The organism is Corallincola spongiicola (genome assembly GCF_004284785.1).
Taxonomy (GTDB): domain Bacteria; phylum Pseudomonadota; class Gammaproteobacteria; order Enterobacterales; family Neiellaceae; genus Corallincola; species Corallincola holothuriorum.
Map to the genome: position 1 here is coordinate 100,061 of NZ_SHLY01000008.1, position 15,841 is coordinate 115,901.

Consider the following 15,841-nt stretch of genomic DNA (forward strand, 5'->3'; position numbering starts at 1 on the left):
CACGTTCAATGAACGGGTCGCCTAACTATAAACGCTTATCGCGTTAAATTAGAAATGGTAGCCAATACCCAGGTTGAAACCATCCTGTTCTTTACCATTTTCATTGTCTTGGATCTGGTAGTCGGCTTTCAGCACTACTTGTGCGTGAGGCCAGTAGTTCACACCCAGATCGTACTGCTTCTTCTCACTTTCAATGCTGCTCTCACCAGCCTGGTTATCCCAGAAGTTGTAGCGAGCGAAGATTCCGAACTCTTCGTTGAAACGCCAGCTTGGCTCAACAAAGAAACCAAACTGTTCATCAGCACCCATATCTGCCGGGCCATCACCATCCAAATCCCAATAAGCAGCTAATGCACGCAAGCCAAATTGACCTTTCTGATAAGCCGCATGGCCTTGTAACATAAAGGCACTGCCTGCTTCAGGGTCTTCACTCTGGGTCATATCGCCCTGATATTGGAATGATCCACCTAACTCCAGACCAGGAATAGCGGTGTAACGTATCGCTGCGGTATACGCGAAATCATCGGCATCTGCATTGGCGCTTTTTTGGCGGCCGCTACGGATGTTGTAGCTCTTATCCGCAGATGTTTTCAGACCCGAGTGCATATACAGATCATAGCGAACACCCTCAGCGACTTCACCATAGATACCACCGCCTGATTCCCACCACGTGGTAGGAATAATGTTTTTCTCTACCGGGTTACGCTCAACCCCATAGAAAGTCGCTGGCTCGTGAGTTTCATTGAGAATACCGATAGGCAGCAGGAACAAACCACCACGGGCGGTTACGGAGTCGTTGATATCAAAATCAATGTAGGCCTGCTCCAGCTCCACTTCCCCAGGCTTGTCGTCACCAGACAGCGCGTGTTCCAGCTCCAATTCAGAGAAGAAACGGATGTCGTCAGTAAAGTCATAACCAAACATCAGTACAAAGCGATGGAAATCAATTTCATCTTTGTCTGATGCGCCGCCACTGCCGTCCAAGTTGTTATAGTGCAGCTCACCATAGCCGCCGATATGAACCTTATTCACAACCTCAGCCAGGCCGCTGGTCTTTTCAACCGCTTCGGCAGTCGCTTCAATCGCTTCTTCCTGCTCTTCGTTGGCAGTTTCCAGCTGTTTAATTTTAGCCTGCAGTGCTTCCAGCTGTTTACTAAGCGTATCTAACTGCGCTTTGGTGTCAGTTTCAGTAGCAAACGTTTGGCCAGAAGCCGCCAGCGCGACAGCTAAAGAGAGTGCGCGTAACTTCATAACAAGATCCCTATAACAAATTTGCAATATTTATAGGGGCATTATCACCATCTAGAAACAAATGTAAATAGGAATTGTTATCACTCGCAATATGATTCAGATCAAGATCTACAAAACCAACTTGGGTTATAGCGACTGCAAACGGGTTAAAAAAGTGGCTTTTATTCAGGTAGATGAAAGAGGTTTCGCTGATTAGGCAACGTACTGAAAAAGTACTTTAAAGGGTATGCGTCATATAACAGAGCCATGCAGAGAGCTTCTACATGGCCCTGTTACCCCACCGCTAGCCGCCAGAAAGCAGCTAAACGAGGATCTTTCAGGCGTCGGTCATCAGCACAAAGGCCGACCCGGAATGGTTCAAAAGTTGGGGTAACAGGCAACTCCACCACCTCTTCCCGCAACGGGCTATGGGCTAACACAGGGGCTGGCACCACACCCACGCCAAAGCCCAGCGCCACCATAGACACAATCGCTTCATGGCCAGACACTTCTGAATGAATATTGGGTTTTACCTGTTTGCGCTTCAGCCAGCCTAATAGCCGCTCTCGGCTTAAGCCGCGCTCAGCCAAAATAATTGGCAACTGCGCCCAGTCAATTGGATCCTGCAGAACGGCGGTACGCACCGGACAACTCAGGGTGGGCGCTATCAGTACCAGTGGCGCATCGGCCAGCATATGCACAATCACGTGGGTGGGCAGTTTATCGGGAATACCGGTGATCGCCAGATCCGCTTCCCCCTCGCGCACCTTTTCCACCGCGAAGGCAGCATCCCCCGTCTGCAGATCGATATCAATCTGCGGATAACGCTGACGAAACGGCACCAATAACTGCCGCAGATAGCTGTATGCCGCCGTGACGGTACAATACAAACTGATACGTCCGGTCAACGCGGAGCTATCGACACTCAACTCTTGTGACAACTGCTGCCAATCATCCAACACGCGTTCAGCAAAACGCAGGTAACTTTCTCCGGCCGGTGTCAGCGCCACTGTGCGGTTATCTCGCATCAACAGTGGCTCACCCACCTCCTCTTCCAACCTTTGTATGACACGGCTTAGGGTAGGGGCACTGACATGCAAACTTTCACTGGTGCGGCCAAAATGCAGTGACCGCGCCAAATGGCTAAACAAGCGCAGCGAGCGAATATCCATAACGTTTCACTTTGTGAAATACACTATTGCAAATATATCAGTTTAAGAAATAGAAAGCTTGGCCTACTATGACTGCGTCAAAATTGGTCACGTATCCGTGACCCAAAGAAAGAACAGGATCCAAGCAATGGCTAACTACTTCAATACCCTTAACCTGCGTCAGCAGCTTGCTCAATTGGGCAAATGTCGCTTTATGGACCGCTCAGAATTCGCCGATGGTTGCGAATACCTGAAAGGCAAAAAAATCGTCATCGTCGGCTGTGGTGCACAGGGCCTAAACCAGGGTTTGAACATGCGCGATTCCGGTTTGGACGTTAGCTACGCACTGCGTGGCGCTGCGATTGCAGAAAAACGTCAATCATGGAAAAACGCGTCAGAAAATGGTTTCACCGTCGGTACCTACGAAGAGCTTATCCCAACAGCGGATCTGGTATGTAACCTGACTCCTGACAAGCAGCACAGCAACGTTGTTAATACTGTGATGCCGTTGATGAAAGCGGGTGCGACACTGGGTTACAGCCACGGCTTCAACATCGTTGAAGAGGGCATGGAAGTACGTAAAGACCTCACAGTTGTGATGGTTGCACCTAAGTGCCCGGGTTCAGAAGTACGTGAAGAGTATAAGCGTGGCTTCGGTGTACCGACCCTGATGGCCGTTCACCCAGAGAATGACCCTAACGGTGAAGGCGAAGCCATTGCCAAGGCATGGGCATCAGCGACTGGCGGTGACCGCGCAGGTGTACTTGAGTCTTCTTTCGTCGCTGAAGTTAAATCTGACCTGATGGGTGAACAGACTATTCTTTGCGGCATGCTGCAAACCGGTGCCATCCTCGGTTATGAGAAGATGCTGGCTGACGGTATCGACGCTGGCTACGCCGCCAAGTTGATCCAGTACGGTTGGGAAACCGTGACTGAAGCACTGAAGATCGGTGGCATCACCCTGATGATGGATCGCCTGAGCAACCCAGCCAAACTGAAAGCTTTCGACATGGCTGAAGAGTTGAAAGAGTTGATGCGCCCACTGTTTGAAAAGCACATGGATGACATCATCACTGGCGAATTCTCTCGCACCATGATGGAAGATTGGGCTAACGACGATGCCAACTTGCTGAAATGGCGTGCAGAAACCGGTGAAACTGGTTTTGAAAACGCACCGGTTAGCGATGTAGCTATCGACGAACAAGAGTACTTCGACCACGGCATCATGTTGGTTGCCATGGTGAAAGCCGGTGTTGAACTGGCCTTTGAAGCAATGACCGCTGCTGGCATCATCGAAGAGTCGGCTTACTACGAGTCACTGCACGAAACACCACTGATCGCTAATACCATTGCTCGTAAGCGTCTTTACGAAATGAATGTAGTGATCTCAGACACGGCTGAATACGGTTGTTACCTGTTCTCTCATGTGGCGGTACCACTGCTGCGCGAGAAGTTCATGCCTAACATCGGCACTGACGTGATCGGTAAAGGACTTTCTCTGACCTCCACCAGCGTTGATAACGTTCGCTTAAATGAAGTGAATGACGCTATCCAAAACCACCCAGTGGAGTGGATCGGTCAGGAGCTACGCGGTTATATGACCGACATGCAACAAATTGTGGATGCTTCATCTAAGTAACCACCCTGGAGATGGGCCAAAAGCCTTTTTAAAAGCTCGGGTGATCCCCGAGCTTTCTTTTATCTAAAATTCAATTAGTGAATAATCATATCCCCTAGACTAAGCTGTGGATAACAACCCGTTGCCCCCTTAGTCATGTCATTTAGAATTGAACAGATCCAATTTTTTCTCGCCGTTGCCGAACTTGGCAGCTTCACTGCAGTATCAGATAAACATCATGTGCCACAACCCACCGTCAGTCGGCAAATAAAACAACTAGAGGATGAGTTAGGGCTACGTTTGTTCGACCGTAAGGCGCGTCATATTCAGCTCACCGAGTTTGGCCGCGCTTTTCTCGATCATGCAAAACGGATCCAATCCGCACACAAAGATGCCGCACAGTTTGCAGAAGGCAGCCGCAGTCGCCCCAGTGGTCACCTTGAGATAGAAACACTCCCTGGTATAGCAATGATGTTTTTAGGCGAGTTTGAGCATCAGTTCGCCGCTGACTATCCAGACATATCATTGGGTATAAACACCATTACGCTAAGAGAGGGGGATGCCCCCCTTAACGTGGATCTGCGATTACACCTCTCACTTCCCAAAGACGAACAACTGGTGGCGCGCCCGTTTTGTAACGTTGCCAGAGACTATTATGCAACACCCGCGTTTATCGAGAAATATGGGCCGTTTAACCATCCAAGAGAACTTATTGGTGTCCCTTGTATACGCATTCTATTTGCCCCCGGTAAGCCCGAGTCATGGTTTTACATCGAAGATGATAAGAGCTTCCCACTAGACGTCACAGGCGCCATTACCGTTGATACAGGCAACCTGGCCGTACTTGCTGCGCTCAATGGCCGTGGTGTGATTTGGTTAGCTGAGCCCCAAGTCAAAGCCGAAGTCACTTCGGGCAAATTGGTGAAAGTATTCCAGCACGACTTCAGCACCGTGCAAACCATTTATGTCATCTATCGTGGCAGGCAGTATCAACCACCAAAAGAGCGGGTGTTTATTGATGCCCTGATGAACTTCTTTTCTTCATACCGATAGCAAGGTATTCAATTACTGAATAGCAGCATACCTAAACGGCTATTTTTCAAGCAACTGGTTGCGCGTAAGATCGCCGCTCCTTGCTAAGCCAATGAAGCACTTGAGCTACCATGAAAAATAACCACGAACTGCTGTTAACCACACAGTGTAAAAAGCTCACGCCCTACCTTTGGCCTCTGCTGCTGGGCTTTCTAACCATTCTGTCGGTGGCGTCTTACTATAATTACCACTGGCATAAGCAGAGCCTGATATCTGAACGCACAACCGTCGCCAAACAAGCAGCGCTCAAAGGACAATTGTTGCTGGAAAAGATCCTGCAGCAGAAGTTCCAACATATTGAAGACAGCATCCGCTTACTCGCTGAGAATTCACCACTAAAGCACTATGCCCAAACTCACTCAGCGGAGATGCGCCAAATCGTAGAACAGCAATGGATTTTGTTGTCACAAAACTCTGGCCTGTATACACAGATACGTTTCGTCGACCCCCAGGGAATGGAAAAGATCCGGATCAACTACAACGCAGAATCTGGCGAGGCCACCGTTGCCAACAAGCTTCAATATAAAGGCAACCGCCCTTATATGCTGGAAGCAAAAAACCTCAAACCTAGTGAAGTGGCGGTGATCGCCTTCGATGTAGAATCAGAATTTGGTCAGATTGTACGTCCCCTGAAACAGGCGGGCAGGGTGATCACCCCATTAACCATTGATGGTCAACGTTTAGGCTATGTGCTGTTCAATCTGGATATGTCAGAGGTAATGAGTTTAATTGATGAACAGGAGAGGGTTAATCAGTTATCCATCGAAGTTATGACCAATGATGGCCACTATATCCGCAGTGAAGATCCGGCACATGCTTACGGTCACGTCCTCCCTTCACGACAAAAATTTAGCTTAGCGCTGAGCGACAACAACACATGGCAGAAGATGCAAGCAGATAGTGAAGGTGTGCTTCGCCTAGACAAGGGTTACCTGACCTATCGCTGGGTGAACTTCAACTTGCGCCAACGCTTAATGCCTCACTCCACCCAACGCCTGCTTATTCTGACGCATATCCGAGACAACGACATTCAATTGGCTACCCATGAAGCAATCAGCACAGCCAATAGCTCATGGCTACTTCGCCTCGCGCTGATCTTGTCCATCAGTATTGTGGCTTCACTGTGGTTACAGCGCTGGCTGACCCGATTCAAAACCCAAAAGCTGATGTTATCGGCCATCAGTAGCATGTCTTCCGTCATCATCACCGATCAGAATAACCGTTTGGTAGGCGTTAACCGAGCATTTGAACAACTCACCGGCTATCAAAGCGGTGACATCGTTAAGAAGGTGCCGGAGATGTTTGAAGCTATAAACCAATCATTTGAAGAATTCCAAGGGTCCGTAAAGAGCATTATTGCCAACCATGGGCGCTGGCAAGGGGAGATGCGTTGTATCTGCGCAGATGGCAGAACACTGAATATCTGGCTTGAAGCCAGCGCGATCCATAGCGGAAAGGGTCAACAAAACGTCGACTACTATGTGGCTAATTTTATCGACATCACCAAACAAAAAAGATTAGAAAGCCAACTGGTCAAACTATCTAACACCGATGCGTTAACAGGTGCTTATAACCGTCGCCGATTTGATGAAGAGTTAAACCGATTAAGTCGAATAGCGGATCGCTACGCCAACAACCAGTTTTGCTTGGCCATCCTCGATCTCGACCATTTCAAAGCCGTTAACGATACCCACGGCCATGATGTGGGCGATGAAGTACTCAAGACAGTTGTTTCCCATATCCATCCATTGCTACGTGAAACAGATTTCTTTGCCCGCCTGGGGGGTGAGGAGTTTGCCGTGCTGATGCCACACACCGAGATCTCGGCGGCAATTTCTGTCGCCGAACGGTTACGCAACGAGATTGAGCACGCCAACATAGTCCCGAAAGTGACCATGAGTATCGGCGTTGTGGCTTATCAAGCCAACATGCCAGAGACAGAGCTTTATCGACGGGCAGATATCGCCCTGTATCAGGCTAAAGCACTAGGTCGAAACAGGGTGATGTCTGATGACTGTCAGCGGGTTGATAACACAACTAACCTCATTGGCGGGGTTAGTACTGTCACTCTTTAATCACACCACGGGCTTTGAGGATGGCGGTTTTAAAGTCATCTTCACAGTCCTTGGCAATGCCAGGGATCATCGCGTCTTTATCAGACAGAGCCATCTTCAGATGATAGAAGACAACGTCATCAGTCAGGGTTTCCAGACCCGATGTGTGCCCGGCGGCAGCGGCAATCTGCGCCAGTAGTTCGGTCAGATTCAGTTGCCCCTGTTTTTTCCAATAAGGTTCTAGCAACTCTAGCAGCTCAGAAATGCGGTGATCGTTCATCTCACTCTCCAGATTTTATCAATTCTGGTGCTAATTCTACCCTATTTCTGCCCTTATTCTTTGCGCTGTACAGTGCATTATCAGCGGCTTTAATTAAAACATCGTAAGAAAGATCTGATGACACCTCGGTCACGGCAACACCACAGCTGACCGTCACTACGCCACCAGCGACCGTGGGGTGAGACAAGGCAAGTTGTTCGATATGCGCGCGAACCTCTTCAGCCAACAACTCAGCACCACTTTGCTCAGTGTCGGGCAGTAACAAAACAAACTCCTCGCCACCATAACGTGCAGCCATATCAGCCGGACGACGACTAAAGCTAGCAATGGCTTGCGCCACTATTTGCAAACATTTATCTCCGGCAAGATGTCCTAACTCATCGTTATAGTCTTTGAATTTGTCGACATCTATCATGATCAAACCAATATGATCTTTATGCCGTGCCGCAAGACGCCAGTGCTCATCCAAATGCTGATCTAAGGCTCTGCGGTTACTGATGCCGGTTAATGCATCCTGTAACGACATCGCTGTGATCTTCTCATTGGCACAACGGAGGTCCTCCACCAACAATTCATTTTTGATATTGCTACGAATGCCCATCTCAACATGGCGCGCCATCCGCGGGTAGGTAGAAAAGATAAAGAAGCCAGCAAACAACACTAGCCCAAAAGCGGGTAGCTGCATCTCCAAATTGCCACCAGCCAGCACAGCTAAGGGTGGCAGAATCGTCGGCCAAGCAAACAGGTTGAAAGAGAGGCGCGAGGTGATCATAGAAACGAAGCCACCACTAACCAAGCCATAAGCGGTGATCACTAAAAAGGCTTGGTAAAAACCGGGTAACGCAGGCAGAAACTGCCACGATGCAGCCCCCCAAAGAGAACCCATCAAAGCTGAGCCGATTGAAAACTCCCATTCGAGTCGGCGAGCAGGCAAGGTGAACCCCTGTAAGGTACGGCGCCGGCTATGCAGCATGCGCGCGGCAACCACACCTATAACCAATGAGTTCCAAGCCAGTAATTGCTGATCCGGCACGTAGCCATACAGTACAGCTCCCCAAGTCAGGGCGATAGCCACGTTCACAGGCATAGAATAGCGATAGTACAGATACAGCTGACGCACTTTTTCTAGTGCAACACGCTGCTGGTTGTCTGCCATCATCAACTCCGTGGAGACAAGCTTAGCGCTTAGTCAAAATGTTCATATCCAACATAGTGTAGCTGCTCGACCTACGGGTTTTTGTTATTAGGTGAACATTCGTGAAGCGAGTTAGATATTAATTCGCATTACAGTGCGGAGTGCATTCGACGACGGCGCCACTTGATAGAGAGGTACAGTAGACAGAGACCCGAGGAGGTAAAAATCAATGCCGTAGCAGCAAACACGATGAGCAGCGGATTATTAAAATCTTCTCCCTCCGTATAGTCCATGATGTGTGCCCGCCACAAAATATCAAAAATGCGCCACTGGGTATTACGACGGGCAACCACCTTGCCACTGTCCGGATCGACATAAAGGTGCGTCCCACGACTATCATCAAACTTAACCTGCCATAGTGGCTGACCTCTACTTGCCACCTCCCAAGGCAGTGCAGTAAGAAGGTTGGCGCTGACAATCCGGCCTGCGCCCGTATAGTCTTGATTAGCGACATCTCGAACCAACCCATCACTAAGCGGCGACAATAGCCCACCAGTAGATGCATCAAATAGTTTAACGCCGTTCTGATCTACCCACTCATATACCCACCGGTCAAGCCAGGGGCGCAGTTGCAGCAATTTAAGATCACCTAATAGAAGTGAATGATTTTCTAGCAATTGTTCCACATGGAACAGTGTGTCAGGCACCGCGATTGCTGCCGGTGAACTGGCAAGATCTCGTCCCCGTACAGTATCGATAGGCATGGCGCTCATATACAAGCCACCTAAAATCCACAGCAATAACTGCAAACCCAATACTAAACCAAGCCATTTATGGATTTTCCGAATCAAAGATTTGGTTTTCGCCCGCACCTTATGTGCCTCCGTTTTTAGCATCACCATCGATCGAATACGCATCCCAACCAGCCGCTAAATCCAAGCCTATTTTTACAGATAAGTGACGTGCCAAATTAGTTGTCGATTTTTCGGTGTTGGCTAAACATAGGATCGGCTACAGTGCCTGTATCAAACCGCAGCCCGAACGAGCATCTCACCATGAACCAGCCGTTAAATGAACTCACACTGTCTGAAGATGAGATGTATCAGGCGATCTGTGATCGTGATACACGCTATGAGGGTCAGTTTCTTATTGGTGTTAAAACCACAGGGATATTTTGTCGCCCTGGTTGTCGAGCCAAAACACCCAAGCGGGAGAATATCGCTTTCTTTGCCGATGCAGCTCTGGCTGCCAACAGTGGTTTTCGCCCGTGCAAAATTTGCCGACCATTAGCCCCTGCAGACAGTCCACCGGAATGGTTAAAACCACTGTTGGAACGACTTCACCAACAGCCCGACATCCGCTTCAAAGATTTCGATCTAAAGCAGATGGGGATATCGCCAGAGCGAGTGCGGCGCTGGTTTCAAAAACACCACAAGATGAGCTTTCAGGCCTACCAACGTGCCACAAAAATGGGGCAAGCCTTGGGCCAGCTCAGCTACGATAACACTGATACCCAATCAGTAATCGATACAGCATTCTCTTTGGGTTATGAGTCGCTCAGCGGGTTTCAGCAGGCGTTTAAAAAGCAGTTTGACCTACCACCGACAAAAACCGGTGACAAAACCCTGATCACGCTAACTAGGATCCCTACGGTCATAGGGCCGTTACTAGCTGGCGCAACAGAGCAGGGGATCTGTCTGTTGGAGTTCGTAGACCGCTGGATGCTGGCCACCCAACTAAAACGCTTAACCAAACGAATGAACGGCGTATTTGCCCCCGGTGACCACCCACTATTTGGCCCGTTAAAGCAGCAACTGGATGAGTATTTCAGTGGCCAGCGCAAACAGTTTGATCTGCCATTGGTGATGAACGGGACACCTTTTCAACAACGCGTGTGGCAGCAATTGATGACCATTCCCAGTGGTACGACACGAAGCTACAGCGAACAGGCACAGGCAATAGGTCAACCGACAGCCACCCGCGCAGTAGCGAAGGCCAACGGCGATAACATGCTGGCTATTTTGGTACCTTGTCACCGAGTGATCGGTGCCAATGGCGCACTAACAGGGTATGGCGGCGGATTACCACGCAAGCGTTTTTTATTGAATTTAGAAGGTGTGTTACTGGCGGAAATGGCCTAAGCCATTGCCCCTCGTTGCTACGCAACAAAAGCACCACAGCGTAATTTTAGCGAGGATATATAAATAGCGCCGAACAGATCACAGATATTCAATCGAATACAAAGCACTTTTTCCTTAATCAAGAGGGAAAAGTGCACTGAACTTATTCATTATGACGCTGTTTTGAACTGTCAAACGGCCACAATGCAGCTAGCATTTAATAAAGCCCGTTTTAAAAAGCAACCACACAAACCCACTTAAGCCTTACGTTTCAACAGTTTACCAAAAACCCCTGTTTTTCATAAGAAATTAAACTGTTGAAACTACTTCGCTCATTGTTTAACCTTGACAATGATTAGTACACATACATTTACTAAACTAATCACTAAAAGGTATTAAATGAGCAGTCGCAAAGTCTTATCAATCAAGGCTTACATAAACAAGATAGGCCAACAAACGCTTGAAAATGTTTGTTTTTGGCTAATTATTGGTGTCTGCATTATTCCCGCCGCCCTCTCTCGCCACACAGAAATTGGTTCGAACTCTAATAAATAAGGTTTCTTAATGTCTTTCGAGAAAGCCATCGCTTTGGCCGTGTATTTCATCGCCATGCTGTTGATAGGTTTGTTTGCCTATCGTAAGTCCACCAGCGATCTGTCTGAATACATGTTGGGTGGACGTAAGGTCAGCCCACAGGTCACAGCGCTCTCTGCCGGCGCTTCCGATATGAGCGGTTGGATGTTAATGGGCTTACCCGGAGCCATGTTTGTCATGGGTTATGAAACCCTATGGATCGCGTTCGGCCTGGTACTCGGCGCTTGGGCTAACTACCAACTAGTAGCACCACGATTACGGGTATACACCCAAGCTGCTAACGATGCGCTGACGCTGCCGCAATTTTTTGGTGAGCGTTTTGGCCGCAAACACAGCGCCCTGCAGATCACCAGCGGTATCGTCATTATTCTGTTTTTTACTCTCTACACTTCGTCGGGCTTGGTCGCAGGAGGCAAACTGTTTCAAGCGACTTTAGGCTTGGATTACTCTCTAGGCATTATCATCACCGTGGGCGTTGTTGTGGCCTACACACTGCTGGGTGGCTTTCTTGCTGTCAGCCTGACTGACTTTGTTCAGGGCTGTATCATGTTTATCGCTCTGGTGCTGGTGCCTGTCGTTGCTTACCAGTATTTCAATAGCGGCGCAGAGGTATTAAGCGAGACAGCAAATACCATCCCTGATTTCAGCAGCATGCTGACGCAAGTCACCGTATTGGGTGTGATATCAAGTCTTGCTTGGGGCCTTGGCTACTTTGGACAACCCCACATTATCGTCCGCTTTATGGCGATCCGCTCTGTGTCTGAGATATCAACGGCGCGGAATATAGGGATGAGCTGGATGCTGGTGACCATCGTGGGCGCCGTGGCCACAGGGCTTATCGGTGTCGCCTATGTCAGTAAGTTCAACTTGCAGCTAGATGATCCCGAAACCATATTCATTGTTTTCTCCGAGATCCTGTTCCACCCCTACATCAGTGGATTTTTGATGGCGGCCATTCTTGCCGCGATCATGAGTACGATCTCATCGCAGCTGTTGGTTTCGTCAAGCTCATTGACCGAAGATATTTTTGTCGCGCTGACAAAAAAGGAGATGAGCCAAAAGCAAGCTGTACTGATGGGGCGCGCTTGTGTCGCTATCGTTGCAATAGTGGCAACACTGCTTGCTATGGACAGCACAAACTCCATCCTTAATCTGGTCAGTAATGCCTGGGCAGGATTTGGCGCAGCCTTTGGCCCCTTAGTGCTGTTAAGCCTGTTTTGGCCAAAGATGACCTACCACGGTGCTATTGCCGGCATTATTTCCGGCGCCGTCACTGTACTGTTATGGAGCCATGTGCCGCTCCTTGCTGACGGTGCCACATTAAGCAGCCTGGTTTACGAAATCGTGCCTGGGTTCATTGTTGCCACACTCTCTATCATCATCGTCAGCCGACTGAGCGCGCAACCGAATGAGCAAGTACTTAAAACTTTCGATCAAGTTCAACAAGAACTTGCTCTCGCTCGATAACCATATCGTTTAAACGAATAAGGATCTATTTTGTCAGAGTTACCATGGCAACGAGTCGTCATTAAAGTGGGAAGTGCCCTTATCGCGCCAACGCGCAAGGGTTGCAGCTCACGTTATCTGCTATCGATTGCCAAGTTTATCGTCCATTGCCGGCTAAATGGCTGTCAGGTGGTACTGGTCTCCTCCGGCTCTGTCGCGGCGGGTGCAGAATCATTCAAGAGCACAGCAAATGCCGCTCCAGCACTGAAAAAAGCCATGGCCGCGACCGGTCAGATGGCGATGATGGCTGCGTGGCAACGACTGTTTGATTTTCCAACAGCCCAACTGCTATTAACCCAAAACGATCTGCAAGACAGAGAGCGTTATCGCAGCATCAAAGAGACAGCGTTTGAGCTACTGGACAATGATATCTTGCCGGTCGTAAACGAAAATGACGCGGTTACCACAGACGCCTTCAAGGTGGGTGACAATGATAATCTCGCGGCCATGATCGCTTCCGCCGTGTCTGCTGATGCACTGATTATTTGCTCTGATATTGACGGTCTGTACAACAAAAACCCGCAGTTGCATGCTGATGCAGAGAAGATAGAGCAGGTCGAAAAAATCGATGATACCGTGCTGGCGATGGCGGGAGATTCAAATACTGATGTCGGCACCGGTGGTATGCGCACCAAGCTGGAAGCGGCAGAGAAAGCCACCGCCAGTGGTGTTCGTACTTACATCGTCAATGGCTCCTCTGAGCAAGCGATGTATGATCTGCAGAACGGGCGCAATCCTGGCACCGTCTTTTTGCCCCATGAGACGCCACTGCAGGATGGACGTCACTGGATGACCCACACGTCACAGGCGCAGGGTGAAATCATTGTCTGTGATAGTACTGAGTCACGTTTGCTAGCGGGCGGAAAAGAGTTAAAGCACACCGATATATTGGATGTGATAGGCGACTTCTCCAGTGGTGATACCATTCTGATCCGGGCGAAGAATGGCACAAAGCTCGCCAAAGCCACCACCCAGCACAGTAGCTGTGTTCTTAGTTTAATCACCCGTGAATCATCTGGAGACGCGCTGCTTGCGCTAACGGTCGATAAGACTCCCATTATTTCCAATCATCACTTTGCCATTCTGGAGACCCAATGAGCATCGCTACTCTTCTCGCAGCCCAAGCTGCCAAAGCCGCCAAAGCTATTGCACTACTAACAACAGAACAGAAAAACAGCATTCTTCTGGCGATGGCTGACGCGATCCACCAGCATCAAAATGCCATCATTACTACCAATGGCATCGAAGTCGGCAATGCCCAAAACGGTGACTACGATGATGCCTTTATCGACCGCCTGACACTGTCAGCAGAACGTGTCGACGCAATGGTCGATGGACTACGTCAAGTAGCCGCCTTACCCGACCCCGTTGGCCAAAAGCGCCATCTGGGCAAGCAACCTAGTGGCATCAGTGTCGACAAAGTACGCGTGCCACTCGGCGTGATCTGTATGATTTTTGAAGCGCGACCCAACGTCACGGCTGACGCGGCAGCGCTGTGCTTGAAATCTGGTAACGCCATTATTCTGCGTGGCGGTAAAGAAGCACTGCAAACCAGCCTGGCCATCGCTAACATCATGAGAGATGTGCTTGTGGAGTTTGGTTTGCCGAAAGAAGCAGTTATTGTGGTTCCTGATACCGATCGCCAGATCATGCTGGAACTGCTCCAACAGCGTGACACTATCGACGTAGTGATCCCGCGCGGCGGCGAAGGCCTAATTAATTTCGTTACAGAGCACAGTAAAGTCCCCGTGATCCAGCACTTTAAAGGGGTGTGCCACCTCTACGTTGACGAATCAGCGGAGCCGGCACAAGCACTGGAACTTCTCCTCAACGGTAAAGTGCAACGTCCAGGTGTCTGTAACGCCCTGGAATGCTTGCTGGTAGATGAGTCTATTGCCGAGAAGTTTCTCCCTTTGGTTGCCAACACACTGAAAGAATTGGGTGTCACAGTGAATAGCTGCGCGCGCGCCGCCGCCTACTTCGAGCAAGCAAATGTGTTAGCAGATGATGAGTTCGGTGAAGAGTACCTCCGTCTCGAAATCGCGATAAAGATCGTCGATAACCTTAATCAAGCTATCGAACATATTGACCGTTTCGGCAGTAAACATACTGAAGTGATATGCACCCAGTCACCAGAAGCTGCGAAAGCGTTCCAACAACAAGTTGACGCTTCGGTGGTGATGGTCAATGCCAGTTCACGATTCTCTGATGGCGGCGAACTGGGATTAGGCGCAGAGATTGGTATCGCCACGACCAAACTTCATGCATATGGGCCGATGGGACTTGATTCATTGACCACCGAGAAGTTTCTGGTCAACGGTAGCGGACAGATCCGCACCTAAGTCGGCGCTCTGCTCACTCTATTTGAAGCCTGTGTTAGATGGCGTTAGCAACATAGCTGGCGCCATTCATACATACGAAAACGCATTAGATCGATTTAATTAGTCATGTCACTTAATCGCAGCTATCGCAGTAAAAGATCAGCGCATATAATCGGCCAATTATGACTGGGGTATCTGTCACACCATGGAAAACTACGAACAAGTACTGACCTCTTTACGACGGCTAATGCGTGCGACCGATCTGCACTCCAGATACCTAAATAAGACCTCAGGTTTAACATCGCCACAGTTATTGGTGCTGCAAGCACTGAAAAACAAACAGGCGATGATCAGTCGCGAGATCGCCAAAGAGATAAACTTAAGTCAAGCCACTATCACCAGCATTCTGGACCGACTTGAGGCCAAACAGCTGATAACACGAAAGCGCTCAGAGGATGATCGGCGCAAAGTGATGGTCAGCCTGAGTGAAAAGGGGCACGAAAAAATAGCTTCAGCACCGGCACCACTGCAAGAGAGCTTTGTTCGTCAGTTCAAACAGCTGGAAAGCTGGGAGCAAAGCATGATCCTGTCATCATTACAGCGCTTAGCCACCATGATGGATGCCGAAGATATCGATGCAGCGCCAGTGTTAGATATTGGTGACATCGACCGCCCGGCACCGACGTTAGCTCATTTGACGGACAAAACCACACTCTAGCGTCACAACCCGCTAAAGCCCC

The 15,841-nt window shown here is 49.3% G+C and carries 13 protein-coding genes; 8 read left to right on the forward strand and 5 right to left on the reverse strand.

Going from position 1 to position 15,841, the window contains the following annotated elements; all coding sequences use genetic code 11:
• Nucleotides 1-48: 48 nt before the first annotated feature.
• Both EXY25_RS17225 and ilvY read right to left on the reverse strand, forming a co-directional pair.
• Nucleotides 49-1,251 carry a porin gene (locus tag EXY25_RS17225; RefSeq protein ID WP_130567832.1) on the reverse strand — a complete coding sequence of 401 codons (1,203 nt, stop codon included), beginning with the start codon at nt 1,249-1,251 and terminating at the stop codon, nt 49-51.
• A 272-nt stretch (nt 1,252-1,523) separates the two neighbouring features.
• Nucleotides 1,524-2,402 (reverse strand): HTH-type transcriptional activator IlvY, encoded by an 879-nt coding sequence (gene ilvY, locus EXY25_RS17230; RefSeq protein WP_114339300.1) that lies wholly within the window; start codon nt 2,400-2,402, stop codon nt 1,524-1,526.
• Nucleotides 2,403-2,529: 127 nt separating this feature from the next.
• Here ilvY and ilvC point away from each other — a divergent pair, with 127 nt between their 5' ends.
• The 3 genes from ilvC (at nt 2,530) to EXY25_RS17245 (ending at nt 7,166) form a co-directional block, all read left to right on the forward strand.
• Entirely contained in the window at nt 2,530-4,020 is a 1,491-nt protein-coding gene (gene ilvC / locus EXY25_RS17235; protein WP_114339299.1) for a ketol-acid reductoisomerase, read from the forward strand.
• Between the two features lie 135 nt (nt 4,021-4,155).
• Nucleotides 4,156-5,052: a LysR family transcriptional regulator gene (locus EXY25_RS17240; RefSeq protein ID WP_130567833.1), complete on the forward strand. Its 897-nt coding sequence runs from the start codon at nt 4,156-4,158 to the stop codon at nt 5,050-5,052.
• A gap of 110 nt (nt 5,053-5,162) precedes the next feature.
• Nucleotides 5,163-7,166 (forward strand): sensor domain-containing diguanylate cyclase, encoded by a 2,004-nt coding sequence (locus EXY25_RS17245; protein ID WP_130567834.1) that lies wholly within the window; start codon nt 5,163-5,165, stop codon nt 7,164-7,166.
• On the opposite strand, the gene EXY25_RS17250 is transcribed toward EXY25_RS17245, so the two are convergent.
• From EXY25_RS17250 to EXY25_RS17260, 3 genes are all read right to left on the reverse strand, one after another.
• Nucleotides 7,156-7,425, reverse strand: coding sequence for a YihD family protein (locus EXY25_RS17250; protein ID WP_114339296.1), 270 nt, complete (start codon nt 7,423-7,425; stop codon nt 7,156-7,158). The genes EXY25_RS17245 and EXY25_RS17250 overlap by 11 nt on opposite strands.
• Before the next feature lies 1 nt (nt 7,426).
• Nucleotides 7,427-8,581 carry a GGDEF domain-containing protein gene (locus EXY25_RS17255; RefSeq protein WP_165419406.1) on the reverse strand — a complete coding sequence of 385 codons (1,155 nt, stop codon included), beginning with the start codon at nt 8,579-8,581 and terminating at the stop codon, nt 7,427-7,429.
• 128 nt (nt 8,582-8,709) lie between these two features.
• On the reverse strand, nt 8,710-9,477 hold the full coding sequence (locus EXY25_RS17260) for a PepSY domain-containing protein (protein ID WP_130567836.1): 768 nt from the start codon (nt 9,475-9,477) through the stop codon (nt 8,710-8,712).
• 138 nt (nt 9,478-9,615) lie between these two features.
• On the opposite strand from EXY25_RS17260, the gene EXY25_RS18975 reads away from it, so the two are divergent.
• The 5 genes from EXY25_RS18975 (at nt 9,616) to EXY25_RS17285 (ending at nt 15,819) form a co-directional block, all read left to right on the forward strand.
• A complete protein-coding gene (locus EXY25_RS18975; protein WP_130567837.1) occupies nt 9,616-10,701 on the forward strand; it encodes a bifunctional transcriptional activator/DNA repair enzyme AdaA in 1,086 nt (361 codons plus the stop codon).
• 543 nt (nt 10,702-11,244) lie between these two features.
• A complete protein-coding gene (gene putP, locus EXY25_RS17270; RefSeq protein WP_130567838.1) occupies nt 11,245-12,741 on the forward strand; it encodes a sodium/proline symporter PutP in 1,497 nt (498 codons plus the stop codon).
• Nucleotides 12,742-12,771: 30 nt separating this feature from the next.
• Complete coding sequence (gene proB, locus EXY25_RS17275; RefSeq protein WP_130567839.1) at nt 12,772-13,878, forward strand: glutamate 5-kinase; 1,107 nt, start codon at nt 12,772-12,774, stop codon at nt 13,876-13,878.
• Nucleotides 13,875-15,122 (forward strand): glutamate-5-semialdehyde dehydrogenase, encoded by a 1,248-nt coding sequence (locus EXY25_RS17280; RefSeq protein ID WP_114339291.1) that lies wholly within the window; start codon nt 13,875-13,877, stop codon nt 15,120-15,122. Before proB ends, EXY25_RS17280 begins: the two co-directional genes overlap by 4 nt.
• 184 nt (nt 15,123-15,306) lie before the next feature.
• A complete protein-coding gene (locus EXY25_RS17285) occupies nt 15,307-15,819 on the forward strand; it encodes a MarR family winged helix-turn-helix transcriptional regulator (protein ID WP_114339290.1) in 513 nt (170 codons plus the stop codon).
• The last annotated feature ends 22 nt before the right edge of the window (nt 15,820-15,841 follow it).